Below are 26,201 nucleotides of genomic sequence, written 5' to 3' on the forward strand. Positions count from 1 at the left end.
CGTCGCTAAAGTCATTAACATCCGGTCATGATGGATTCCTAGAAATTGATTTCTGCTTCCATAAATGTAACAGCACTTCCAGACAATAACACCCTATCGTTTTTTACTTCACATTCAACATTACCACCCCGTTTCGATATCTGTCTGGCAGTAAGCCTGTTTTTGCTCAATCTTCCAGCCCAGTATGGCGCGAGTTTGCAGTGGGCGGCACCAGTTACAGGATCTTCAGGAATACCAACCTTGGGGGCAAAAAATCGACTGACGAAGTCTACTTCGCCCCCAGGAGCGGTCACAATTACACCGCGTAAATCCAGTGAGCCCAACAAAGCCTGATCTGGGATGATGTTGCGAATAGTTGCCTCATTCTCAAACACCGCGACATAGTCGTTGTCAGCCCATACTTCTTCAGGCCTCACGCCCAACGCATTAACCAATGCTTCTGAGATGTCACACGAGGTTAACGGGGATGCTGGAAAGTCCATCTGCAAACAATCCCCATGTTTTTTTACAAACAGATCCCCACTCAGGGTTTCAAAGGCAATACTGGATTCACTAAAACCCAGTGATTCAAAAATGACATGGGCTGTTGCCAATGTAGCATGACCACAAAGCTCTACCTCCTTGGTCGGGGTAAACCATCGAAGAGAAAAGCCTTTCGCACTGGGAACAAAAAATGCTGTTTCTGACAAGTTATTCTCTTCGGCTATCGATTGCAGCAGCTCGTCTTCCAGCCAATATTCCAAAGGACAAACTGCAGCCGGGTTTCCCTCAAAGGCACGACTTGCAAAAGCATCAACCTGAAACTGTTTTATTTTCATATCGGTAAATTAAATCCCCAGGGCGTGTTTATCTTTCATCTCCGCCTCTGTTGTGAGCTGAAAAAGCGTCAATCAAGGCACGAGGAGCGCCTTTTAGTTATTCTAAATAAGTGACCGAGCAAAGTCCTGCTCACGCCCCTGACCTACATCCATGTAGGCCACACTGCCACACTGAGTGGCGCTTTTTCAGTCACAACCCGAAGGGCTGGGACTATTTTTGCATCCTAGTGTCTATTTTATATTTTTCATTTTAGTCTTATCTAAATTTAAACTCATAAAATCAGCAAATGTTTTGATCTTGGCAGTCGTTTTCGCTCTATCGGAAAACAAGAGATTCACTGGTTTTGGTGCAGGCTTGTAGTCTGCTAAGACTTCAATAAGATCGCCTTTTATCAGATCCGCTTCCAACAAACTCACAGGCATCATTATTAAGCCAATTCCTCTAAGCGCTGCATGGCGAATAACTTGCTGGTTGTTTGTGGTTATCCTCGGTAGCGTATGTCGGCCAATTTGTTTATTAAGCTGTCTCCAACCGCCTTGAGCAACCCAGCTTGAAAAATACAGGCATTCATGATTAACCAGATCATCTGGGTGTTTGGGTTCCCCCCTTTCATCTATATATTTCGGTGAAGAACAAATAACCAGTTCATAGTCTGGAAGCTTCCTGGCTACCATTGACGAATCATCCAGCTGACCAATTCTGATAACAATATCGAAGCCTTCACTAACAGGATCCACATATCGATCACTTAATTCCAGTTCAATATCAACGCTTGGGTATTCACTCAAATATTCAGCTACAGCCGGTGCTAAAGTACTCATGCCATACCAAACGGGAGCACTCACTTTCAATTTACCGCTGGGCTCAATAGCGTTAGTCTTTGTGTCCTCTTCAATGAATGAAATCTGCTTGAGGATATCTTTGCATTTACGGTAATAATTTTCGCCAGCTTCGGTAAGATGCTGCTGCCGTGTTGTTCGGTTTAACAAACTCGTACCAACGCGTTTCTCCAAGCTCTGTATGTGCTTACTTATCATTGGTGTGGAAAGCCTGAATTTCTCCGCTACAGCAGTGAAGGTACCCAACTCCACTGCAGCGACAAAGATTTCCATGCTTAATAAACGATCCATATTATTAACTCACAGTAAATTATGTTTTAGATCTAATCGTATTTATCTTTATTTGTAAACATTTAGACTGTTGCCTGTAGTTGGAAAGCACTTAATTACAGGAGAAAAACATGAAAACACTGCTTATTATTGGAGCCGGACCAGGCATCAGTCAGAGCACAGCCAACCGTTTTGCCCAAGAAGGATTTCGGATCCTTCTTGCTGGTCGTGACGAAAGCAATGCCTCTGATTTTATTGCCGCATTAAGAAAAGACAAAAAAGAAGCCGAGTATTATCACGTTGATGCAACTGATGCCTCGCAGGTTAATGAGTTAATTGATCAAGCAGAATCTAAATACGGACAAATCGATGTGCTCCATTACAACGCCGCGAATCTGCGAAACCAGACGATTGAACAACAACCTGCAGATTCTTTCGTAGCCGATTTGAATGTCAACATTGCTGGGGCACTTGTCAGTGTTAAAAAAGCGTTTGAATATATGAAGTCTCGCCAAACCGGCACAATCTTACTCACCGGTGGTGGTTTTGCATTGCAGCCCCACCCTGAATACCTTTCTCTGAGTATCGGCAAGGCCGGGATTAGAGCGATTTCCCAGGGGCTATTTGAGACGTTCAAAGCTGAAAATGTTCATATCGCCAGCGTTACAGTGGCGACCTTCGTGACTCCAGAGTCAGAAGAGTCTGAAGGAATTGCTGACAGCTTTTGGCAACTTCACCTTCAGCCTAAAGATAATTGGACAGATGAAATCGTTTATCCATCGAATTGATGATAATAGTTAGAGGGATCGGTAGTGCAGATTCCTCTATATCCTTTTTACGGAGTCCGTCATTACTTTGTGACTACCGATATTAAACAAAGTCCACCAATCATATTTTTAAACCCAATTATAAAGCTGTTTAAAACTTATAAAAAAAATGGATTACTTCGGGCACAAGTATCCTGTCCTTCACGCATAGATTTAGGCTTTCTATCTTTTTTATCCAAATAATCATGATTAAAGTTCAAGTCAGACCCACAGATTTTTTAAACAATCGGCGAACATTCTGCGTATTTTGATAAGCACTTTTTACCGGAAGCTCTGTTGTAATTGTTTCCCCATGCCAGTCGAGTTTATCCACCATCAGTCCCTCGCTTCCTTAGGTCAGGTGATCAGCCCACTGCCACTTAATTAAGGCATCCTAATAGACTGGCGAATACTGAAAACATACTTAACTGACAGAGGGTTATTGATAAAGGGAAATAGCGTTTCAGAGCCTAAAAAAGCTGCAGGAATATGATAGATTCCTGCAGCTTTTCGTAAGTTATTAGCGGCCAACGAGTTTTTCTGTATCTTCTACGGGCGTGTGACGGATATCCTCGCCTTCAACCATAAAAATGACATGTTCAGAAATATTGCAGGCATGGTCGCCCACCCGTTCAAGCGCCCGCAAGACCCACATCACTGACATGCAGCGAGAAATATTACGGGTATCTTCCATCATGAAAGTCAGTAAGCTTCGGGTAGCCGCTTTGTATTCTTCGTCTACTATTTTATCTTCCTTCATCACCCGTAATGCCAGCTCGGAGTCAAGCCGGGCAAAAGCATCCAGGGCATCGTTGAGCATTTCAAGTACGTGATTAGAAATATGACGAACTTCAACGTAACCACGGGGAGCCTGACCCTCCTCGGATAATGCCAAAGCTGATTTGGCAATTTTCTTGGCTTCGTCCCCGACCCTCTCCAGGTCAGCAACCATTTTCATCACGGCAATCACCAGACGAAGATCTATAGCAGCCGGCTGACGACGAGCGATGATACGGACAGCTTCATCATCAATTTCCAGCTCCAGCTTATCGACAATTTTATCATTGTTGCGTACTTCATCGGCCCTAAAGCCATCGCCATCCATCAGTGCAGCTATCGCATTTGTAAGCTGGTCTCTGACCATATAGCCCATTTTCAGGAAGTCGGCATTCAGGGAAGCAAGGTCTTCATTGAACTCATGAGACGTGTGACCTCCGTAGACACTATTATTATCTTTCTTCATAGCAAAATTCTCCAAAAGCACGTAAAAGTGTGGCTTAGCCGAAACGGCCAGTAATATAGGACTCGGTCAGTTCATGCTCGGGAGACGTGAACACCTTGCTTGTTTCGTTAACTTCTACCAGGTGCCCCAGATGGAAATACGCAGTCCGGCTGGATACCCGGGCGGCTTGCTGCATAGAGTGCGTCACAATAATAATGGTGTAACTTTCTGATAATTCAGAGATTAACTCTTCAACTTTCGCTGTGGCAATGGGATCAAGTGCTGAACATGGCTCATCCATTAAAACCACTTCAGGGCTAACAGCAATGGCACGGGCGATACATAAACGCTGTTGCTGACCGCCTGACATACCTGTGGCAATGGAATGCAGACGATCTTTCGCTTCATTCCATAAACCCGCCTTACGCAGGCTGTCTTCAACAATGTCATCCAGTTCCGACTTACGATTGGCGAGCCCATGAATTCGCGGGCCATAGGCCACATTGTCATAGATCGACTTTGGAAACGGGTTCGGCTTTTGAAATACCATGCCTACCCGGGCCCGTAATTCAACCACGTCTTTTTTGGAATGGTAGATATCTTCATCATCGAGCATTAATTGCCCTTTAACCCGGCAAATATCGATGCTGTCATTCATCCGGTTAAGACACCGTAGAAATGTTGATTTACCGCAACCCGAAGGTCCGATAAACGCAATAACTTCATTACGCCCAATATCCAAGCTGACATTTTTTATGGCGCGTTCTTGTCCATAGAACACTTCCACGTTGCGAAGCTTAAACTTGGGATCATCCGCAAACGGCTTACCGACTGTTTTTCCTTCTTCAACTTTCGCAGACTGCGCACCAGCATCCTCAACAGGGCGATTAACAGGTGTACTCATTTCTTGTGGCTCCAAAGGTTCGCTAATAAGCGTATCGTTCATATTCATTGTTTTCTCCATTACCAACGGCGTTCAAGGCGCTTACGCAACCAGATAGCCAATGCATTCATACTTAACAGGAATGCCAGCAGCACCATAATGGCCGCCGACGCGCGTTCAATGAAGGCCAGTTCGGGGCTGCCTGCCCACAAGAAAACCTGCACAGGCAACACAGTAGCGGCGTCAAAGAACCCTTCGGGAATTTCAACGATAAAGGCCACCATACCTATCAACAGCAACGGTGCTGTTTCACCCAGAGCCTGAGCCATACCGATAATCGAACCGGTCAGCATGCCGGGCATCGCCAGCGGTAATACGTGATGTAATACCACCTGCATTTTAGAGGCACCCACTCCTTCAGCCGCTTCACGGATTGAAGGCGGCACACTTTTGATCGCCGCACGACTGGAGATAATGATGGTTGGCAGCGTCATCAATGTGAGTACCAGGCCACCGACAAACGGGACAGAGCGAGGCATGCCAAACAGATTGATAAACACCGCCAAACCCAGCAAACCAAAGATGATCGATGGTACTGCGGCCAGGTTGTTGATGTTGACCTCGATAAAGTCGGTGATCCTGTTTCTCGGGGCAAATTCTTCCAGATAAATCGCCGCCGCCACACCGATAGGGAATGACAATACCAGGGTGACAAACATAACTAACAGCGAACCGACGATAGCACCAAGCACCCCGGCTCTGGCAGGGTCACGTGAATCGCCACTGGTGAAAAACACATCGTTGAAACTGGTTTCTATGACGCCTTTATCGCGTAACTTATCCACATACTGCTGCTGTTCCTCCGACAACTTAATGGAATAAGCCTCATTGCCTTTATGCTTGTTGTACACATCAACATTACTGTGCGCCAGAAAGGTAATGGTTTGGGTTGTGCCCATCCAGTCCGGATTGGCAACCAATTCATCCCGAAGCTGACTCGATGCATAAGGATTAATCAGGCCGCGCAGTTTGCCCCGATCTTCCTCAGTAGCCTCTGGCAATATTTCTGACAGACTCTGAATCAGAGGCTCTACAAAATCGGCCATACGCACTGCATCTGGATCGGTGGGATCCTCCAGATACATCGTCTCGGCGTTCATTTCGACATCCAGGGTAATGGTTGTCTTCAGGAAACCGGTATGGCCTTTGTTAATAATATCCGCGAATAAAACTATCAGCGAAGCTAACGCAATGGTAATGGCTAGAATGCCGTAAGCCCGGAAACGCTTCTCCTTTCGGTAGCGTTTTTTCAGCGATTTATGGACAATTTCTGCCTGTTTTTTAGGATCAATCATATTGCTCTCTGTATTTACGAACGATCTTAAGGGCAATCACGTTTAACAGTAGCGTGACGATAAACAGCATCGCACCTAACGCAAACGCAGCAAGTGTTTTGGGACTATCAAATTCCTGATCACCTATTAACAGGGTCACAATTTGCACCGTCACGGTGGTGACAGACTGCAGTGGATTCGCTGTCAGATTGGCGGCAAGCCCCGCGGCCATTACCACAATCATGGTTTCACCGATAGCCCGGGAAGCCGCCAGCAATATTCCCCCCATAATGCCGGGCAATGCCGCTGGGAAAATGACTTTTTTCATGGTCTCGGATTGGGTAGAGCCCAATGCCAGCGATCCATCCCGCAACGATTGAGGTACGGCATTAATGACGTCATCAGAAAGCGACGAAACGAAAGGAATAATCATGATCCCCATGACCAGACCTGCCGCCAGTGCACTCTGGGAAGAAGCATTCATACCCAGTGTTTGTGCAAAATTGGCGATGAAGGGGGCCACTGTCAAAGCAGCAAAAAAACCATAAACAACTGTGGGAACACCGGCCAGCAATTCCAGCAAAGGCTTCACCACACTACGAACGTGTTTGTTGGCATATTCCGACAGATAGATAGCGGAAAACAGCCCAACCGGCACGGCTACCAGCAACGCAATTGCCGAAATCAGCAACGTACCCGTGAACAACGGAATCATGCCAAAAGCACCGCCTGAACCAACCTGGTCCGCCCTAAGCGCGACCTGTGGACTCCAGCTGGTGCCGAAAAAGAAATCGGTAAAAGACACCATCCCAAAAAAACGGACAGTTTCAAAGAACACAGAAAACACAATGCCGACGGTGGTCATAATCGCCACTGCAGCACAGGAAAAGAAAAACCAGCGCAGAATTATCTCAACCTGCTCTCTGGCATTCAGCTTCGGCTGTATCCGATACCAGCCCACAAAACCCGCCAGTACAGCAATGGAGAGCACTAACATTGTCATATAAGTGTTGCTGTTTTGTCGCAGGTTCGTAAGTAACTCAGCCGCATTGACCAGTGAAGCGTCAACCGAACCTGACGACAAGGCACCACTGGCAATGTTATTGATTTGCGACATCAATAGACTGGCTTCACCGGGAGAGGCAGGAACAATTTCTGGTGCCAGCGTTCCGAGAACCAGCATTTGAATGATTTGGTTTTCAAATGAGGCCCATAACACCAGAATGATGAGTGCTGGTATGCCACACCACAACGCAGCACGAACAGCGTAATATCCGGGAAGAGACTTGAGGTGGCGAACGCCGCCCAAAGGTCTGGCCAATGCCTTTGATCTAAAATACCCCAGCACGTAAGCGGTAAAGATAAGTGCCAGGATTAAAAAAAACAGATTAGCGGGTTGCATGCTATTTCCTATCTGCTACTAAGGGATTTTTTAAAGCTTTACTCTTAAATAACACGAGTTTATTTCTACCTTGCTGAAATGGAAAGGATACGAACCATATAAAATGATTCGTATCCTTGTTATACCATTGAACTTATTAATTATTTAAGATCATCTGCAGTCAGATTAGGCATTTCTTTTAACTTGGTCTGCAGAACCATCAATTGGTCACGAGTTGGCACAATCAGACCGACATCTTTCAGGTAGCCATTAGGCCCCATTGCCGCCGGGCTGATGAACTCAGCCGCGTACTCAGCGATGCCCGGAACAACACCAATGTGTGCTTTCTTAACGTAGAAGAACATAGAGCGTGCCAGTGGGTATTTATCTTCAGCAATCAGCTCAGGTTTTGGCTCAACACCATCCAATTTGGCAGCTTGCAGACGATCGGCATTTTCTTCCAGAAAGCTGTAACCGAAAATACCATACAGTCCTGTATCACCAACCAGCTTTTGAACAATCAGGTTGTCGTTTTCACCGGCTTCAATAAACGCGCCATCTTCACGAATGCTTTCACAAATCGCAGCATGTTCTTCTTCAGCAAGTTCAGCAGCTTCCGGTAATGTGTCACAACCCGCAGCCAGACCTTGCTCGTTAAACGAATCACGGGTACCAGAAGTTGGAGGTGGGCCCATTACAACGATCTTTTTGTTTGGCAGACTGGAATCAATATCGCTCCAGTTTTTATAAGGGTTTTTAACCCACTTGCCATCAACAGGTACTTTTTCACCCAGCGCCAGGAACAACTGCTGCAGCGTCAGATCCATGTGCTCAGCTTCTTTTGAACTGGCGATAACAATACCGTCAGAACCAATACGGAATTCAGTAATTTCTTCAACACCATTGCTCTTACACAATTCAATTTCAGATGCCTTGATACGACGTGAAGCGTTAGTGATATCAGGATGGTTGGTACCAATGCCCTGGCAGAAAATTTTCAAACCACCACCTGAACCGGTTGATTCCAATTTAGGGGTAGGAAAGTCGCCTTGATTACCAAAACGTTCCGCAACAACCGTTGCAAACGGGTAAACAGTGGAAGAGCCGACGATATTGATGGTGTCGCGAGCCATAGCCGGTACAGAAATAGCAGCAAGGCTACCTGCAAGGGCGATAGATGTAAGTGCTGTTTTCAGTTTGCTCACCTTAAAACTCCTTCATTCGCTTAAAGTTGTGTTAGCTATCTTTTAGTACTGAAAATCAGAAACAATTTAATTCTCAGACTAACCGGAACATCAGAACCGATTCGTGGAGAATAAAGTGACAGTGTGACAACTTTATGACATTCAGTGAAATAACCTATTTAGGAGAATTATCATCCAGACAACCAGTCTGGGTGGAGATGTGGCAACCCTCACTCCTAAACCGGTTTGTATTTATCAGGCGTTATCGTTAAATTGTCATTTAAATAACATCGCAGGGAGCGAATCATGGCAATCAGGGACTGGCCGGCAGGTGAACGGCCGCGTGAAAAATTGCTGCAATCAGGCGCAGCAGCATTATCGGATGCCGAATTACTGGCTATCTTTCTTCGAACCGGTGTGACGGGAATTTCGGCTGTCGATTTAGCCAGAAAACTGCTGGCTGATTTTGGTAGTCTGAGAGCTTTGCTGGAAGCGGATCATCACACGTTTTGTCAGCAGCATGGTTTGGGCACGGCGAAGTTTGTGCAGTTGCAGGCGGTGCTGGAAATGAGCCGGCGGCATCTGGAATCGACACTGACGCGAGGTAATGCCTTTACTGACGCTGCTACTACCCGGCTCTATCTGCAACGCCAGTTACGCCATTTTCCCCATGAAGTATTTGCCTGTCTGTTTCTCGATACCCGGCATCGCTTAATCAGTTTTGAGCCGTTATTTCGGGGCACAATTGACGGGGCCAGTGTGTATCCGCGTGAGGTGGTTAAGCAGGCATTGAAACATAATGCGGCGGCAGTGATTTTTGCCCATAACCATCCTTCCGGGGTGGCGGAGCCGAGTCAGTCAGATATTCAGATCACCAGGCGATTACGCAGTGCGTTGGAGCTGGTGGATATTCGGGTGCTGGATCATATTATTGTTGGTGATGCGGAAACCACTTCATTAGCTGAATTGGGGCATTGTTAGCGTAAACCGGTTTAAATTAAGGCTTTTGCCACACCCTTAATGCATATCACCCATTTTTGCTGGCAAGCAGATCGTTATGCTTTTGGGATTGTAAAACCATCCCATTCATAAGATGCGACCCACATTATGACGATAACCAAAACACTTAAACCGATCAGTATTGCGCTTGCCGTGATTTATGCCAATGGCGTTTATGCCCAGACTTCAAACCTGCTGGATGATGCCAGCCTGACACTGGGTACCGTGGTGGTCAGTGGGGCTAGCGGCCCGATTTCCACCCGCAACTTACCCACTTCGGTGGATATTCTGGGTGCCGAGAAAATCCAGAATCAGGTGGTGACCAATAACTGGCAGATATTCGGGCAAATGCCGGGCATCATGCTGACCCAGTTTAATCAGGGCAATGTCTCGGGCAAGTTTTCGTTACGCGGTTTTAACGGTGAAGGTGAAATCAATGCCGTGAAGCTGCTGATTGATGGCATTCCGAGTAACAGCAATGACGGCAATATGCCGTATCTGGAGCTGACCAATCCATTGGATATCGAGGCGATTGAAGTAGTGCGTGGCACCAATGATCCACGTTATGGTCTGCACAATATCGCCGGTAACGCTGATGTGATTACCCGCATTGGTGGTAATTATCAGACCGCCCGTGCAAGTTATGGCAGCTTTGATACCCGCAATGTGCAATACGCTGCCGGGTTTGATAATGGGTTGTTTTCACAGAATTACACCGCCAGTTATCTGGATTCAACCGGCTATCGTGATCACAGTGATACCCAGCGATCATCGTTTGCCGGTAAATGGTTTTTCACCCCGGAAAGTGGCAATGCCCGTTTTGGTTTTATTGCCCGTCATCATAAAGCCGATGCCGAAGAAGCCGGCTATCTGACGTATGCTCAATCCCGCGATGATGACAGACAATCACCGGCACATAATGCCTTCGATCAGGGCGATCGCGAGTTGAATCAATTCAGTGCGCATATGGATATTGATTTGAATGAGGAACTGTATTGGGAAACCAAAGCCTACCTCAATCAGATTGACGACCGGCGTTATGTACGCTTCTCGGAAAATGTCTCGCAACAGGAACGCTATACCAAGGAAAATCATATTGGTGCATTAAGCACACTGACTTGGCGGCCAGAAGTCGACTGGGCCAATGAGTTTGCCCTGATGGGCGGTGTCAGTGCCGAGTTTCAGGATAACGAAAGTGATCGCTATCTAACCAACCAACGTATTCGACAGAGCCAGACGCGAGGTCAGCAATTTGATCTGGATATCTATGGTGCCTTTGTGCAGGCCGTGGTGAAACCCACCGCAAATTTAAAACTGGTGCCGGCCTATCGTGTGGAATCATTGCATGGCAGTTATACCAATGAACTTACCGATCAACGTTTTGATATCAACGATTATGGTCTGATTCATCAACCTAAATTTAGCGCTGTTTATTCATTTACCGACAATTACGCCGCTTATGCCAACTGGGGCAAAACCTTCCAGGTTGGAGTTGGGACCGGTACTTATCGGGTTGATAATGACCGTGATCTGGATCCTTCCATTAATGAAGGTTTTGAAATCGGTTTTAAATTCCGTCCTGTTTCATGGCTGGATGGACGGGTGGCCATCTGGCAGCAAACCGCTAGCAATGAAGCTCGGCGTGTGTTGAATGATCCGAATAACAGCAGTGAAAATATCGGTAAAACCGAGCGTCAGGGTATTGATCTGCAATTTAATGCTCAGGCAACCGATCAGCTTGCCTTATGGTTTGCCGCCTCACTGCAACGTTCAGAAATCCTCAAAGCAGATTCCGTGTCACCGGAAAGTAAAGGTCAGGAAATTGACCATGTACCCAATTATCTGCTTAATGCCGGTGTCGATTATCAGGCCACGCAAAAACTGGGATTATCTTTCTGGACTTCGGCTCAGGACAGCTATTATCTGGAACGCACCAATAGCACCCGTGAATTTGGTCAGTTCTTTTTAATGAATGCGTCAGCCAGTTATGCCATAACGCCAAAAGTCCGCCTGGAACTGCAATTGAAAAATCTGGCAAATCGTTATTATGAATATGTGTGGTTTGATGGCACGCAATCGTTGCATTCACCGGGTGATGGGCGTGCTGTGTATGGCTCGGTTCAGGTAGACTTCTAGCCCATTACTTTTTTTGGTTGATTCGCTGTCACTATTCGACAGCGAATCAATAACGTCATTCGGATAAACCTCACCATGAAAAACGCCCGCCGCACTTGGCTGAGCATTCATTTAACTCTCGGTCTGAGTATCGGTGCATTGCTGTTATTACTGGGGCTGACCGGCAGTATTCTGGTGTTTTATCTGGAAATTGATCAGATCATCAATCCGCAGATTGAACCGGCTAGTGTTCCGTACCAAATGCCTGCCCAACAGGACATTCTTGATGCCCTGCAACAGGCACATCCGACGCGCACCGATCCGTGGCGTATCGAACAGCCAATGCATGATGACTGGCCAATTATGGCGCGCTATTACACACCGGTTGAATCGGTTGGAAAAAACTTTGCGCCATTAATGCTGACGGTAGATCCGGTCACGCTTGAAGTCACCAGCTCCCGATTGTGGGGTGATTATGCGATGACCTGGATTTACGATTTGCATTACAGTCTGCTGCTGGAAAAACCCGGCAAAATCGCCATTGGTATTATCGGACTGATTTCGTTGATCTCGTTTATTTCGGGGATTTGGCTGTGGTGGCCGGGTTGGGCTGGGTTGAAACAGGCATTAAAACCGCAGCTTCGCTCAGGTAAAGCGCGGCTCAATTACGATCTGCATGTGCTCTCGGGCAGTTATGGATTAGTCTTTTTGCTGATTTTAAGTCTGACCGGTGCAGCCCTCGCCCTGCCTGATGAAACGGCGATGCTGGTAAAGCCATTTTCTGATCTAAGCAGTTCACCGAAAATTGCATTAAATCATTCAGAAAATGCGTCGCGAATTACGGCTGATCAAGCGGTCGAAATCGCCAGACAGCAATTTCCCCAAGCTGAATTACGTTGGGTTGAAACACCAGGGTTAAATAATCAGAAAGCCTGGCGGATAGCTTTGTATCAGGAGGGTGAACCCAGTCGACGTTTTCCCCGAACTCAAGTGTGGATTGATCCATTAACGGGAGAGATTCTGGCACTTCGTGACACCAAACAGGACACTGGTGGTGATGTGTTAATGCACTGGTTACATCCACTGCATAATGGCGAAGTGTTTGGCATGACCGGCCGGATTCTGGTGTTTATTGCTGGCTTTTTACCACTGATATTATTTGTAACCGGCATTATCCGCTGGTTACAAAAACGTCGGGCCAGGCGACTGGTGACCAGTCGCCATTCAGCTTAACGGCTTATTTAATCCGCATCAAACGGTTTTTCAGAATACACCTTATTACCGGTGATCATGCCTGACGTCAGGCCACTGCCCTCTTTCTTCTCGGCTCTGATAACCGCTGCAATATGCACCACAACTGAAATTATCAACAAGTAGAAAAAGTAAGTGTGCCAGCTGCGATACGGCGTACGGAAATCACGCATTTCCTGATACGCCTCGGGATTAATACCGGTTTCTCTATCTCCCGGCACAATCAACGCCATGGACGCTTCATCCTGTGCCACCCAGGCTTTTATCTGCGAACCAAACGGTGGCATATAAAGATCGGTGCTGCCCAATACCAAACCGGTGACACTTTGTGCTGTCATCAAAAACAACATCACCATAACGCTCCAGCGCCCTAGCGGATTATGACCAAGGAAATTGATTTTACGCTTGGTTTTGCCTGCTTCACGATAAGCAGCGTACTGTGCTTTATAAACTTTACCGAACGGCAAAATGGCTTTCCATCTGGCAAAACGATTGCCACAGAAAGCCCAGATGATGCGGACAACGATATTCAGAAAAAACACATAACCAATCCAGATATGGAGTGCTTTTAACAACACTTTATCTTCACTCGATATACCTAAGTCACGGCTGAACATCATCACCAAACCGAGAGCGACTATCGGGATAAACGTTAACACCGCTAACCAATGAAAGATCCTGACCGGTCTATCCCAAACTCGATAAGATTTTAAACTTTGTTGTGTCATGCTTTATTCCTTGAATTCAACCCGTTCTATTCTCAGTCTATTAGCTTATTCTTAAAAGAGTCTTAAGCGTAATCAGACCCATGATGCAATCACGTATTTATGTCGTTACCCGACAATAATCACCTTTCCATTCATGCAAAAACGGCGTAATTTTTTCATGCAGTTCAAGATGCTGCTGCCACCAGTTTCTCAGACAAATCAATAATACCGTCGGATCGGCTTCTGAAATACCCTGTAAATAGCAGGCATCAAAGTCTCTTAAGGTTTTTTCCGCTTCCGCTTTGTATTGCTTCATTAATGGGCATTCCAAAGCTTCTAAAATTCCCTGCTCTGTCATGAAATGAAAATTCAGATAGTTCTTCAATATATGTACTGTGGGTTTTAGCTGCTGCAGCGTAAAACCTTGCTGGATAAAATAATGAAGCGAATTGATGATCGCCACTGCGCCGCGATGCTGTTCATCAATGATCGATTCGTGTTGCAGAAATTTGTCCTGCCAGACGATATAGAGTGGTTTCTGAGCTTTTTCGATCATACGGCTATCGGCGCTTTGATATGAGCCTGGGCTTCATAACCAACGATTTCAAAATCCTCAAACCGATAATCCAGAATAGAGGCCGGCTTACGATGAATTTTCAATTCAGGTAACGGGCCTGGGGTGCGTTGCAATTGCGTTTCAACCTGCTCGAAATGATTGCTGTAGATATGCGCATCACCAATGCTGAGCACAATTTCACCGACATCCAGATCGCATTGCTGTGCCAGCATATGCGTGAGGAAAGCCAGTGAGGCTGTGTTGTAAGGATTGCCGAGAAACAGATCATTTGAACGAATATATAAAGATGCGCTGAGCTTACCGTTGGCCACATAGAACTGATACAGAACATGACAAGGTGGCAGCGCCATTCTGCCCGCCGCTGCATTTTCCCAGGGCTTTTGTTTTTCATCTGGTAATAAGGCAACATTCCAGCCGTTGATTATATGACGACGACTGTCCGGGTTATTTTTCAGTCCCTCGACTAACGCCAGGATCTGATCATAGGTTTTACCATCAGCTCCTTGCCAGTTTCGCCATTGTGCGCCATAAACCGGGCCGAGTTCACCGTCCGGTGTCGCCCAGTCATCCCAGATTGATACGCCATTTTCTTTCAGATAACGAATATTGGTTTCGCCACTGAGAAACCACAGCAGCTCATGCAGAATACTGCGAATATGCAGTTTTTTGGTGGTCAGTAAGGGAAAGCCTTCCGCCAAATCATAACGAACCTGCCGTCCAAAAACGGACCGGGCACCGGTACCGGTCCGGTCGCCTTTATCGACGCCATTTTCAATCACATCGCGAAGTAAATCGAGATACTGTTTCATGCCTGTTTACTCATTTATTGCCGTGCCGCTACTGTAAACTATCGGCACTTTTTTCGCACGGACTAGGACCTGTTGATCAGTCATTGCCACCACTATTGAAAGCTATTTTTTTGTCCATCAAGGCGGAAATGTTGCAATGTCGTTGTTCAGCATAAATTTATTCCCAACACAGTTGGTCGGAAAAATGGTCCCAGCCCTACGGGTTGAGGCGGCGATGAAAGATAAACAGACAAGGCCAGGCTGATAATTATCTGGCTTCGTCAGACAGACCGTATTTCTGCATGCGATAAAGCAGCGTATCGCGGGTAATGCCTAACAGTCTGGCAGCCTTGGAACGATTTCCGGCAGCCATTTCCAGTGCCTGTTCAATCAGGTCCAGCTCCAGCTGCGCCAGATCGATCCCTTCTGGCGGAATATGAAATTGCTGGGTGGCAGATGCAGATTTCTGCTGCATTTCTGCGGGCAGATCTGCCAGCTGCACCATGCTGCCGGGCTGCAATAAACTCAGCCGCTGACAGAAATTGGATAGTTCACGGACATTTCCTGGCCAATCATAGCGTTGTAATTGATATAGGGTTTCTTTGGCAAAGCGCAGTGGTGCATTGTTGCCGGCAAATTGTTTGGCAAAATACGTTAACAACAGCGGTATATCTTCATTGCGTTGCAGTAATGGTGGCAACTCCAGAGGTACAACCTGCAGACGGTAATATAAATCTGCCCGGAATCGCCCAGCCTTGACTTCAGCTGGCAAATCCACGCTGGTAGCGGCCAGAATACGTGCATCAATCACATGTAATTTATGACTGCCTGCTAACTGGCATTCTCCGGCTTCCAGAAATCGCAACACTTTGGCCTGAACGCTTAATGGCAAGGCATCCACTTCATCCAGAAACACCGAGCTGCCCTGTGCGGCGAGTAATCGTCCCGGCTCAATCACTTCACCAGCAGCATTGGCACGTCCAAACAAATCCACTTCAGCCTCCTGCGCCGGCAAAGCGGCACAGTTAATGGTCACCATGGGTTTATCTGAGCGTCGGCTCAACTGATGCAGGCTTTGCGCCACCAACTCCTTGCCCGTCCCGGTAGCACCCGAAATCAGCACACTGGCATCACTCAGGGCAATCATCGGTAATACCCGCTGAAGATGGGTTATTTGAGGGGAATGGCCAATCATTTCTATTGTCATTCTGTCATACCCGACTTAGTGTTGGTGTCCGACATGTGAGTCATCATCAGCAGGTTCAGTTACCTGCTGCATCTCTGAGTGAGCATGATGTTCATGTCCGCCATGCGGCCACAATAAAACCAGCAGAGCCATCATGATAATCATGATGCCAGCGAATTTACGAAACAGTAAATTACGGGCTAATGAGGCCAGCAAGCCGGCAAACATCCCGGCGCCCATCACTGCCGGCAAGGTACCCAAACCAAATGCCAGCATCACCGATGCAGCGTATAAAGGATCACCTGTGGTTGCTGCTACTGCCAGTCCGGCATACACCAGACCACATGGTAGCCAGCCCCAGACTGCACCTAATAAAAAGGCCTGTTTTAAGGTGCGTACCGGGAGCAGTTTTTGGCCGATGGGCTGTAATTTTCGCCAGATAGGCGCACCGATTTTTTCAGCATGGGCAAACCTGGGGAACCAGCCGGCCAGATATAAGCCCATACCGATCATCACCAATACGGAGAGATAGCGTAAAAATGGCAAACCATCTATTTGTGCCAGTGGTGAAGCAACTAATCCGACAAGCCCTCCTGCAATGGCATAACTGAGTATGCGGCCAACGTTGTAATTCAATACGAATGGCAACATTTTGCGTGGCTGTTCACGAATGTGTGCCGGCAAGGTCAGTGTTAATGCACCGATAACGGAACCACACATGGCAATGCAATGTGCCGAGCTGAACAAACCAAGCAAAAAAGCCGTGATTAACGAAGTCGTAAGTGCATCCATTTATGTAACCTGAATTTCAACTAGCGGACAGATTAACACTTTAACCCTGTATTTTTTGTGTGATTTGACATACAAGAGCCGCAAAAAACACATTTTTCATTTATTAGCATTTACTAAACTATATTTGAAGGTTAAAGAGTATGCTGTTCAAAACAGATTGAATGGTACAGAACCATGTTAATTAACACAGCAGTTTCCAAATGACCGGAAGATTGAATCAGGGTTTTGACCGTTGTAATCGAACATTGACTATCCGTTGCCCGCATTAAAAGCGGATGACTCTCAATGACCTGATTATTGATATTTATGGGGGGACAATATGCAAAAAAATAGTCTAAAACCAAGTAGTTTAGCCATTATCGCAAGTCTGCTGGCTTTCAGCCCTTTCAGTCTTGCCGACGATAAGCCTTATACCGTAACCGATGGACAGGCTTTGGATAGTGCAACCTTTAATGGCTATAAACTGTATCGTAACTGGTGTGCCCGCTGTCATGGCACCTATGCACAAGGTATGGTGGGGCCCAATCTGGCGGATAGCTTGAATGTCATTTCCAAAGATGAATTTATCGCCTCTGTTACTCACGGCAAGATGGGACAAATCGGCATGATGCCAGCCTGGGAAAGCAATCCCCAGGTGATGGAAGGCATGGATCAAATTTATGCTTACCTGAAAGCCCGTGCTGATGGCGCAATTGGCGAGGTTAAACCCAGCAAAGCCAAGTAATCTGTCATGGTTGGCTCTGACGTTATGTCAGGGCCAACGGTCTTATTATTGTTGTATATGAAAAAGTGCCTGACGACGTTTTCCATCATCGGTGACAAAACGAAACTTGAGTGTGTTGGCAGATTGCAGCTGCTGCAGATTGACCGTTTCATCGTTCAAGACAAAATCAACAGTTTCAGCACGTCGATCGGCGGTAATTGTAGTAAATACATCGCGCTGTCTGACTTGCTGGAAACCTTTAGGTAAGGGCTGCGCCTCTCCTTTGATGAATAATTCATTAGCTGAAGGGGAAACGTCATAAAACACTGTCTGCCGGGCTTTAGCGGGTGAACCGCAACTCAAATTGCCATGTTCAAGAGAAACAGGTGTTTGCTCATCAAGTTGTAGCAGAATGAGTTCATTATGAGCAAAGCTGGCAGTATGTTTATCACTGATAATCAGCGACCCCCAATATTGACCATCTTTGGTTTGACTGATGGTAAAGCGATCGCCGGTTTCGCTCAGGTATAGCTGCTCTTCTGCCCAAAGCGGCAGGGATAACATCAAGCCTGAAACAAATACACAAACTGATCGCCACATAAAACCACCCTTATCTATAAGAGATTGACTGTTGCAGTGGAGTGAAATTCCAGATTAATCACGAATTTTCAGGCGAATATCAATTTCTTTTAGCTCCTGTCTTTCCTGCATCAAGTCCGCTTCAGTCAATGGATGTTCTTCCAGCCAGCCGGATGGCAGTGTCAATATCAGAGAATTACGATGCAAACTAAGGCCAACATGCGTATCGGTCTTTTCACTTCGACCTCGATTAAACACCAGTGACAAACGCAGCAAAATCGTCAATCGCATTGTGGCCTGCTGCATCTCATCGGACAGTTGTTTGATATGTTTACGTGGAAAACTCCGGCGCTGACCTCTCACCATCGCGGCAAGGGCTTGCTGCTCTTCTCTGGAAAACCCCGGCAGATCGGAGTTGGCAACTAAATAAGAAGAGTGTTTGTGATATTGATAGTGCGAAATCTCCAGCCCCACCTCATGGAGCTTGGCTGCCCATTGCAAGCGCTGCAATTGTTCTTCGGTATTGATTTCCCATTCGGCGGCAACCTGTTCATACAACTCGGTGGCCATTTTGCTGACCCGTTCGGCATGAGACTCATCCACATGATAACGACGAGCCAAAGCATTCACTGTGCGATCGCGTTCATCATCATGCTGAATACGACCTTGCAGATCGTAGAGCAATCCTTCACGTAATGCACCATCCGACACAATCATGCGTTCAATTTTCAATCGATCGAATGACGCTTTTAATACCGCAACCCCACCAGCCAGAACATTGGCTCGTTCGGGACCTAAACCTTCCAGTTGAAACTTGTCGTGATGACCGGCTTCCACCATATGGGCAATTATTTTATCCAGCGCTTCGGCGGTGATCACACCGTTTTCACTCCAGCTCTGGGCTGTCGCGATACTGGCCACTGTGCGAATAGTTCCGGAAGCACCGACTGCTTCGACCCAGCCCAGATTCTGGTATGGGCGCTGAATAGAGCGCAGCTTGATAGCAGCGGTTAATAAAGCAGCCTGCATGCGTAATTGACTGACCGTGCCATCTGTAAAAAACCGTTGAGTGAAACTGACACAGCCCATTTCCAGGCTTTCACGGCGCAATCCATCTAATCCTTCGCCGATAATATATTCGGTACTGCCGCCACCAATATCCATCACCAATCTACGACTATTATCAAACGCCAGTGATCGCGACACGCCCAGATAGATCAGTCGGGCCTCTTCCTCGCCGGTGACGATTTCAATAGGATGCCCCAGCGCCTGACGCGCCTTACGTAGAAATTCACGACTGTTTTCAGCTACCCTGAGGGTATTAGTTCCTACCACCCGAACTTTACCAGCAGGTAAATGACGAACACGCTCACCAAAACGCTCCAGACAAGCAATGGCACGGTCCTGGGCTTCATCAGACAGCTTATTTTGCTTATCCAGCCCGGCCCGCAACTGCACCATCTCCCGCAGCCGATCCATTATCTGGAAGTGGTCATCACGCAGGCGGGCAATAATCATATGAAAGCTGTTGGAGCCCAGATCCACAGCGGCAAGTACATCAAAATCTTCAGGTGTTTCCATAATCTCAGCTTTGTTCTAGTTGCAAGCATTCTGCCTGACTCTTTTCTGTCATACCATTATTGATATTCAGGATGGTGCAGGAGAAGTATGGTTAATACCGTTGATATCATTCAAAGTCTAATCAAATGATGATTTAGGATCTGTTGTATACCAGGATAGGACTTGGGATATAAGTAGGCTAGCCGAGAAACCACTTAATTTTATTTTTGTTTTATGACCTGTTCCATTTTATCAATACTCAAATGACGCACATCTTTGCCTTTGACAAGATATATGGTGTGTTCAGCAATATTGCGTGAATGATCGCCGATACGCTCCAAAGCCCGTGCTGACCACATCATATCGATAGCACGACTGATTTTTCGAGGATCTTCCATCATGTAAGTCATAAGCTGTCTTAACAGGCTTTCATACTCCTCATCAACACTGTTATCTTCACGGGCCACTTTCAACGCCAGGTCAGCATCCTGTCTGGCAAAAGCATCCAGCGAATCACGCAACATGGTTTCTACATGCATACCCAGCCTTCTTAACTCACGGTAATTTTTATTTGGGCGATCCTTTTCCGATAAATTAAGTGCCATTTTGGCTATCCGCACGGATTCATCACCCACACGCTCTAAATCGGTAATGATTTTTGAAATAACCGTCACCAGTCTCAGATCTCCGGCACTGGGTTGACGTAATGCAATGATACTGATGCAGCTTTCATCTGCAGCAAGATCGCATTTGTTGACCTCATCATCACCACTTATGACATCACGCGCTAAATCGGTGTCACCCGTCAATAATGCCTGCATCGCGTTGCTTACTTGTCTTTCAACCAGGCCTCCCATCGCTAATAATTGACTACGAATATCTTGTAATTGCTTTTCAAACTGCTGGGAAATGTGCTGATTGGTCAACATTAAAGATATCCTTGTAAGATCAATTTTTATGGATTGCAGAATCGTTAATTTGTATTCGAGTTAAATTTTACAAATGATGATTATGAGTCATTAAGTTTGTGGACACTTAATATGAACAATTTGTTTTCAAACTGGGGCTATTTTATAGCAAAGGCGTTTCATTAATATCATTGTAAAACGTAATATTAATGACAGAAAATCATTAAATATCTGGGGCAGAAATTGCTTTTTCTGTTGGAAAAATACAGCGAAAAGCGGCGCCTTCCCCTAACTCACTTTGTATCTCCAGCCGACCTTTATGCCGACTGACAATATGTTTTACGATAGCCAGACCCAACCCCGTACCACCGCTTTCGCGATCCCGACCGTTATCCACACGATAAAAACGCTCAGTCAGCCGCTCCAGATGATGGCTCGCAATCCCGTCACCATCATCAATCACCTCAATGACACTTCCCTGCCCATCAACCGTCCAGTTAATCGTGATTTTGGTACCGGCGGGTGTGTATTTCACGGCATTAAAAACCAGATTTGAAATTGCGCTGCGTAATTCATCTACATCAGCCAATAACCATTTATCCGTCCGGCAATTTAATGTGATTTGATGATCCTGAAAACTATCAAGACGTTTCACATCATCAACAATACTTTGCAGTAATCTACTCACATCTGTCGGCACATGATGTAGAGGCTTGTCGCCCGTTTCAAGCTGAGATAAAGCTAACAAATCTTTGATCATCAGATGCATTCGCAGGGTTTGCTGTTGCATGACGGGCAAAGCTTGACGCCACATGGCTGGATCACTATCAACATCAAAACTCTCAAGATAGCCACGTAAAACAGTTAAGGGGGTGCGTAACTCATGAGAAACATTGGCGACAAAATCCCGCCGCATTCGTTGTAACTTAATGGTCTGAGTGACGTCCCGGGCGATAAGAAGGCGATCATTATCAGCATACTCAACCAGTTTCAATTCCAGTTGGGTAGCCTGATTTTTAGGAGAGGTGATCTGCGTTGTTATATTTTTATCAATCGGCATATCCAATAGTTTATGAAACGCCGGATCACGCAACAGATTATTGACACGCAAATTTGCGTCACGAGGCCAATGAATACCCAACAGTGCTTTGGCAGATTGGTTCGCCCATTCAACCTGACCAAATTCACCGATAACAACAATACCATCAGGGATGGCTGCTGTCGCCGTTTTGAATCGTTTCAAATACCCGGTGAGTTTCTTTTTACGATTACTGTTCTGCAAGCGCATGCGCTCAATTTGGCGCCGAACATCATCAATCACACCATCTGCCGAAGGCGGGCGGTTTTTATTGGTTTTCAATAACCAGTTTTGTAAAAGTGTCCACTGCCATTGAAGCCATAATGCATAGATCAGTGCCGCCACAAACAAAAAGGGCATCATATGGCCCAGCACCAATCCCAGAAACCCGGCTAAGCTCAGCAGGGTAATTAAACGCCAATAATCCCATTGCATTCGACAATCCTGCTATTCAGCAGAAAAACGGTAGCCAACACCGCGGACAGTTTGTACGAGGTTGTCATGACCGCTGGGTTCCAGCGCCTTACGTAGCCGCCGAATATGCACATCCACCGTGCGCTCTTCAATATATACGGTATCCCCCCAGACGAAATCCAACAGCTGGGAACGATTGTAGGCTCGTTCGGGATTTTTCATAAAAAAGTGTAGTAAACGGAATTCGGTCGGCCCCAGTTCTATGCGTTCACCATTGACCGACACCCGATGGCTCTTGGTATCCATGACCAGTTCACCCATCTGCAGTTTCTGCGCGTCGTCATCTTCCATCGGACGGCAACGCCGTAAAACCGCTTTAATGCGGGCTATCAGTTCGGGAGGCGAAAAAGGTTTGTTGATGTAATCATCGGCGCCAACGCTCAGACCTTTGACCATATCTTCACTTTCACCTTTAGCGGTGAGCATGATGACCGGAATTGAAGCTAAAAACTCATTGGCACGCAGACGGCGAATAAATTCAATACCATCAATTCCCGGTAACATCCAGTCCAGTAAAATCATGTCAGGCTGCTGATTTTTCAGCCATTCCAGTCCGGACTCAGCATCTTTCGATGCTTCACAGGTAAAACCAACCTGACGCAGGCTGAAGGTAATCATGTCACGAATGGCAGCATCATCTTCCACCAACAAAACCGATATGCTCATATCTTGCAAATTCCTAATCCATTTTTAATTAGAATAAAGCTTAATGGGAAATTATTACAATCTGATAACAGCGCTGAAAGCTTTATCAATACTGAGCTTGGCGGGGTAACAATTTTGAAATAATACTGGCGGCCAGAATCATCAGCGCAGAAATCACCAGACAGGCTGCCAGTCCGGCCACCTGATAAACCCAGCCGGATAACAAAGTACCAAACAGCCGGCCTGCCGCATTGGCCATGTAATAAAATCCGACATCCAGTGAAACCCCTGCCGCATCGGCATATGAAACTATCAAATAGGAATGGATGGCAGAGTTAATGGCAAATACCGCCCCATAGACTAATAAACCTGCGGTTAACGCTGGCAACACAGCCCATTGAAAATAAACGGTCATCGCGATAAGTAATGGCAGAACCATTAACGGCAACGACCATAGCCAGACATGATAACCGTCAGGCGCATGCTGTTTGGAAAAACCGGTCAGTTTCGGTGCCAATGCCTGCACTATGCCATAAGCGATAACCCATGCTGCCAGTAACGCGCCTACATAGATGGCCGGCCATTGCAGTTGAGCATGCAAAAACACCGGTAAAGCCACCACAAACCAGATATCACGGGAACCAAACAGAAAAAACCTGGCCAGCGACAATCGATTGACCGCGGCACTTTTTGACCAGATATCGCTGAACCTGGGTTTATTTTTGGCTTTACCCAAATCGCGCTGCAGTAACACAATGCTGAGAATTAACACCACTAACAGCACGACAGCCATTGTAAAAATGGCTCCACGAAAGCCGATCCATGAAAGCAATGCTGCACCGACAAAAAAACCCACCCCTTTCAGTGCATTTTTGGAGCCGGTGAGAATGGATATCCATTTAAATAAAGTAGATTGGGCGTTATCCGCCACCAGCATTTTGATGCTGGATTTAGCGCTCATTTTATTAAGATCTTTGGCGATACCGGATAATGCCTGTGCCACCATCACATAGGCTACGGTGAGCCATTGCGGATCCACCAAAAGCATCGCCAGAGCGATGACCTGTAATAACAAGCCCAGATGCATGGTGACATTAAGCCCTAATCTGGCTGCCAGCCATCCGCCGACCAGGTTTGTCACAATGCCGAAAAACTCATAAAGCACAAACAGCATCGCCACTTCCAGCGGGCTGTAACCTAGCTGGTGGAAAAACAGCACCACCAACATGCGTAATGCCCCATCAGAAACGGTAAATGCCCAGTAGCTGAATGTGACCACCAGATATTGCTGAATAGCGACGGGTAGGGATTTGAGTTTATTCAGCATATCGACTGTGCTCTGACAAATGGTTTAAAACACAGAATATGTCAGATTGATGAACATTTGATTACAGCATAATGCCTTTGATCATAAAGAAGATGCAGGCTGATAATGTAGCAGCGGCAGGGACCGTGATAACCCATGCAGTTACAATTTTTTTCACCATATCGCGTTTTACAAACAGGTTTTTCTTGTCTTTCTTTAACAGCTTTTTGGCTTTTTTCAATTCTGCTTTTTCTTCATCAATTAAGCGAAATAGCTCGGTGATACGTTGATATTCTTCAACCGTTTTCGATGGTTTTTTCTCCAGCTTTTTCAGCTCATTACGCAATGCGTTCAGCATTTTTTTATCATCTTTGATTTCAGCTTTTTCCCGATCAATCTGTCTTTCAATTTTATTTGATTCATCCAGCCATTCACGCAGGAAACCCACCCCAAACACACCACCAATGGCAACATGAGTGGTGCTGACCGGCAAACCAAGCTGACTGGCGATAATGACTGTTAATGAGGCCGCCATGGCAATCGAATAGGCGCGCATCTGATCCAGTTCGGTAATTTCACCACCGACAGTTCGAATCAACCGTGGACCATATAAACCCAAACCAATCGCAATACCCAATGCGCCCACGGCCATGACCCAGATTGGAATACCGGCCTGAGACGTAATGCCGCCCGTCATAATCGCATCGTTAATAGCCGCTAAAGGCCCAATCGCGTTTGCCACGTCGTTGGCACCATGGGCAAAACTTAATAACGCCGCGGCAAAAATCAATGGAATGGTGAATTGTGCGTTGACGCTGGCACGATCATTTTTCATGTGTGGCAGATTACTGCCAATGGTCTTTTTAACAATCCAGAACACCAGAACGCCGATCATTAAACCAATCAGCATGGCAATAAGAAAACTCGGTTTACTTTGCGGAGCAATCGTCACCATCGGCAAACCATTGAGAGCGGCAACAAAACCGCCCCAAACCTGATTAAGCCCTTTAATGACCAGATAGGTGGAAAACGCCCATGCCATAACGGCGACATAGATAGGCACCCAGCGATATGAAGCCTGAACTTTATCCTCGCGGAAAATGATGGTTTTTTTAATCGCCAATAGGAATGAAGCTGCAATTATTCCGCCCATCAATGGCGAAATTATCCAGGAGCTGACGATGGCGCCCATGGTGCCCCAATCAACAATACTGAATCCGGCCGCGGCCATACCACCGCCCATAACACCGCCGACAATGGAATGGGTAGTGGATACCGGCGCGCCGGCAAACGTAGCCAGATTCAACCATAACGCTGCCGCCAGTAATGCCGCCATCATGGCCCAGATAAAACTATCGGTATCGGTACCAAACTGGTTGATATCTATGATGCCACCTTTGATGGTCGACACCACCTCACCACCGGCAATAAAAGCGCCTGCGGCCTCGAAAATCATCGCAATCATGATGGCGCCGCCCATGGTCAATGCTTTAGAACCGACTGCTGGCCCGACATTGTTGGCGACATCGTTGGCACCGATATTCATCGCCATATAACCACCAAAAACGGCGGCAATAGCTAAAAAGAGATTATTGGGAACGCCGCCGGAAGTGGCGAAACTGTATGCCATGATGGCCGCGAGGAAAAATAAGGCAAAACCTATTCTGGCTATTTCTGCATGGCTTTTTTTATAGGCCTGCTTTTCAAGTTTATGAATGGTTTTAATTTCCACTGGACACCCGTGCTTTGCCGAAAATGTGGCTAATTATTACAGTTTAAAGACAACATGACACCC

25 protein-coding genes are annotated in these 26,201 nt (G+C 46.5%); 5 read left to right on the top strand and 20 right to left on the bottom strand.

Annotated elements, in window-relative coordinates; translation table 11 throughout:
* Positions 1-38: 38 nt before the first annotated feature.
* Together B2337_RS06225 and B2337_RS06230 are read right to left on the bottom strand one after the other, a co-directional pair.
* Entirely contained in the window at positions 39-818 is a 780-nt protein-coding gene (locus tag B2337_RS06225) for a PhzF family phenazine biosynthesis protein (RefSeq protein ID WP_292414674.1), read from the bottom strand.
* A gap of 231 nt (positions 819-1,049) precedes the next feature.
* On the bottom strand, positions 1,050-1,949 hold the full coding sequence (locus B2337_RS06230; RefSeq protein ID WP_292414673.1) for a LysR family transcriptional regulator: 900 nt from the start codon (positions 1,947-1,949) through the stop codon (positions 1,050-1,052).
* A 110-nt stretch (positions 1,950-2,059) separates the two neighbouring features.
* Here B2337_RS06230 and B2337_RS06235 point away from each other — a divergent pair, with 110 nt between their 5' ends.
* Positions 2,060-2,716: an SDR family NAD(P)-dependent oxidoreductase gene (locus B2337_RS06235; protein ID WP_292414672.1), complete on the top strand. Its 657-nt coding sequence runs from the start codon at positions 2,060-2,062 to the stop codon at positions 2,714-2,716.
* A 235-nt stretch (positions 2,717-2,951) separates the two neighbouring features.
* Here B2337_RS06235 and B2337_RS14440 read toward each other — a convergent pair whose 3' ends face one another.
* The 6 genes from B2337_RS14440 to B2337_RS06260 all read right to left on the bottom strand — a co-directional run bounded on the left by B2337_RS14440 (position 2,952) and on the right by B2337_RS06260 (position 8,759).
* Positions 2,952-3,071, bottom strand: coding sequence for a DUF6434 domain-containing protein (locus B2337_RS14440; protein ID WP_363105649.1), 120 nt, complete (start codon positions 3,069-3,071; stop codon positions 2,952-2,954).
* A gap of 183 nt (positions 3,072-3,254) precedes the next feature.
* The gene (phoU, locus tag B2337_RS06240; RefSeq protein ID WP_292361273.1) at positions 3,255-3,977 is read right to left on the bottom strand and encodes a phosphate signaling complex protein PhoU; all 723 of its coding nucleotides are present in this window, start codon (positions 3,975-3,977) and stop codon (positions 3,255-3,257) included.
* Positions 3,978-4,011: 34 nt separating this feature from the next.
* Positions 4,012-4,908 carry a phosphate ABC transporter ATP-binding protein PstB gene (gene pstB, locus B2337_RS06245; protein ID WP_292361274.1) on the bottom strand — a complete coding sequence of 299 codons (897 nt, stop codon included), beginning with the start codon at positions 4,906-4,908 and terminating at the stop codon, positions 4,012-4,014.
* A gap of 11 nt (positions 4,909-4,919) precedes the next feature.
* Entirely contained in the window at positions 4,920-6,194 is a 1,275-nt protein-coding gene (gene pstA / locus B2337_RS06250) for a phosphate ABC transporter permease PstA (protein ID WP_292361275.1), read from the bottom strand.
* Positions 6,187-7,575, bottom strand: coding sequence for a phosphate ABC transporter permease subunit PstC (gene pstC / locus B2337_RS06255; protein WP_292414671.1), 1,389 nt, complete (start codon positions 7,573-7,575; stop codon positions 6,187-6,189). Before pstC ends, pstA begins: the two co-directional genes overlap by 8 nt.
* 140 nt (positions 7,576-7,715) lie before the next feature.
* Positions 7,716-8,759 carry a substrate-binding domain-containing protein gene (locus B2337_RS06260; RefSeq protein ID WP_292414670.1) on the bottom strand — a complete coding sequence of 348 codons (1,044 nt, stop codon included), beginning with the start codon at positions 8,757-8,759 and terminating at the stop codon, positions 7,716-7,718.
* A 285-nt stretch (positions 8,760-9,044) separates the two neighbouring features.
* Here B2337_RS06260 and radC point away from each other — a divergent pair, with 285 nt between their 5' ends.
* The 3 genes from radC (at position 9,045) to B2337_RS06275 (ending at position 13,085) form a co-directional block, all read left to right on the top strand.
* Positions 9,045-9,719 carry a RadC family protein gene (radC, locus tag B2337_RS06265; RefSeq protein ID WP_292414668.1) on the top strand — a complete coding sequence of 225 codons (675 nt, stop codon included), beginning with the start codon at positions 9,045-9,047 and terminating at the stop codon, positions 9,717-9,719.
* 126 nt (positions 9,720-9,845) lie between these two features.
* Positions 9,846-11,873, top strand: a complete 2,028-nt coding sequence (locus B2337_RS06270) for a TonB-dependent receptor (protein WP_292414667.1) — start codon at positions 9,846-9,848, stop codon at positions 11,871-11,873.
* Between the two features lie 75 nt (positions 11,874-11,948).
* Positions 11,949-13,085, top strand: a complete 1,137-nt coding sequence (locus B2337_RS06275) for a PepSY-associated TM helix domain-containing protein (RefSeq protein WP_292414665.1) — start codon at positions 11,949-11,951, stop codon at positions 13,083-13,085.
* Between the two features lie 8 nt (positions 13,086-13,093).
* Here B2337_RS06275 and B2337_RS06280 read toward each other — a convergent pair whose 3' ends face one another.
* The 5 genes from B2337_RS06280 to B2337_RS06300 form a co-directional block, all read right to left on the bottom strand.
* A complete protein-coding gene (locus B2337_RS06280) occupies positions 13,094-13,831 on the bottom strand; it encodes a cytochrome b/b6 domain-containing protein (protein WP_292414664.1) in 738 nt (245 codons plus the stop codon).
* Between the two features lie 97 nt (positions 13,832-13,928).
* Positions 13,929-14,366, bottom strand: a complete 438-nt coding sequence (locus B2337_RS06285; RefSeq protein WP_292361282.1) for a hemerythrin domain-containing protein — start codon at positions 14,364-14,366, stop codon at positions 13,929-13,931.
* Positions 14,363-15,196: a thymidylate synthase gene (locus tag B2337_RS06290; protein WP_292414662.1), complete on the bottom strand. Its 834-nt coding sequence runs from the start codon at positions 15,194-15,196 to the stop codon at positions 14,363-14,365. Before B2337_RS06290 ends, B2337_RS06285 begins: the two co-directional genes overlap by 4 nt.
* Positions 15,197-15,443: 247 nt before the next feature.
* Positions 15,444-16,382, bottom strand: coding sequence for a sigma 54-interacting transcriptional regulator (locus B2337_RS06295; protein ID WP_292361284.1), 939 nt, complete (start codon positions 16,380-16,382; stop codon positions 15,444-15,446).
* A 15-nt stretch (positions 16,383-16,397) separates the two neighbouring features.
* Complete coding sequence (locus tag B2337_RS06300; RefSeq protein WP_292414660.1) at positions 16,398-17,153, bottom strand: sulfite exporter TauE/SafE family protein; 756 nt, start codon at positions 17,151-17,153, stop codon at positions 16,398-16,400.
* A 319-nt stretch (positions 17,154-17,472) separates the two neighbouring features.
* On the opposite strand from B2337_RS06300, the gene B2337_RS06305 reads away from it, so the two are divergent.
* The gene (locus tag B2337_RS06305) at positions 17,473-17,877 is read left to right on the top strand and encodes a c-type cytochrome (protein ID WP_292361286.1); all 405 of its coding nucleotides are present in this window, start codon (positions 17,473-17,475) and stop codon (positions 17,875-17,877) included.
* Between the two features lie 45 nt (positions 17,878-17,922).
* Here B2337_RS06305 and B2337_RS06310 read toward each other — a convergent pair whose 3' ends face one another.
* The 7 genes from B2337_RS06310 to B2337_RS06340 all read right to left on the bottom strand — a co-directional run bounded on the left by B2337_RS06310 (position 17,923) and on the right by B2337_RS06340 (position 26,138).
* Positions 17,923-18,456: a hypothetical protein gene (locus B2337_RS06310; RefSeq protein WP_292414659.1), complete on the bottom strand. Its 534-nt coding sequence runs from the start codon at positions 18,454-18,456 to the stop codon at positions 17,923-17,925.
* A 54-nt stretch (positions 18,457-18,510) separates the two neighbouring features.
* Positions 18,511-20,016 carry an exopolyphosphatase gene (gene ppx / locus B2337_RS06315; protein ID WP_292361288.1) on the bottom strand — a complete coding sequence of 502 codons (1,506 nt, stop codon included), beginning with the start codon at positions 20,014-20,016 and terminating at the stop codon, positions 18,511-18,513.
* Between the two features lie 200 nt (positions 20,017-20,216).
* Positions 20,217-20,924 carry a phosphate signaling complex protein PhoU gene (gene phoU, locus B2337_RS06320; RefSeq protein WP_292361289.1) on the bottom strand — a complete coding sequence of 236 codons (708 nt, stop codon included), beginning with the start codon at positions 20,922-20,924 and terminating at the stop codon, positions 20,217-20,219.
* A 202-nt stretch (positions 20,925-21,126) separates the two neighbouring features.
* Positions 21,127-22,416 (bottom strand): phosphate regulon sensor histidine kinase PhoR, encoded by a 1,290-nt coding sequence (phoR, locus tag B2337_RS06325; RefSeq protein WP_292361290.1) that lies wholly within the window; start codon positions 22,414-22,416, stop codon positions 21,127-21,129.
* A gap of 12 nt (positions 22,417-22,428) precedes the next feature.
* Entirely contained in the window at positions 22,429-23,121 is a 693-nt protein-coding gene (gene phoB, locus B2337_RS06330) for a phosphate regulon transcriptional regulator PhoB (RefSeq protein WP_292361291.1), read from the bottom strand.
* Positions 23,122-23,206: 85 nt separating this feature from the next.
* On the bottom strand, positions 23,207-24,427 hold the full coding sequence (arsJ, locus tag B2337_RS06335) for an organoarsenical effux MFS transporter ArsJ (protein ID WP_292361292.1): 1,221 nt from the start codon (positions 24,425-24,427) through the stop codon (positions 23,207-23,209).
* A 61-nt stretch (positions 24,428-24,488) separates the two neighbouring features.
* Positions 24,489-26,138, bottom strand: a complete 1,650-nt coding sequence (locus B2337_RS06340) for an inorganic phosphate transporter (protein WP_292414657.1) — start codon at positions 26,136-26,138, stop codon at positions 24,489-24,491.
* Between the last annotated feature and the right edge of the window lie 63 nt (positions 26,139-26,201).

It is taken from the genome of Methylophaga sp. UBA3192, from assembly GCA_002363955.1.
GTDB lineage: Bacteria > Pseudomonadota > Gammaproteobacteria > Nitrosococcales > Methylophagaceae > Methylophaga.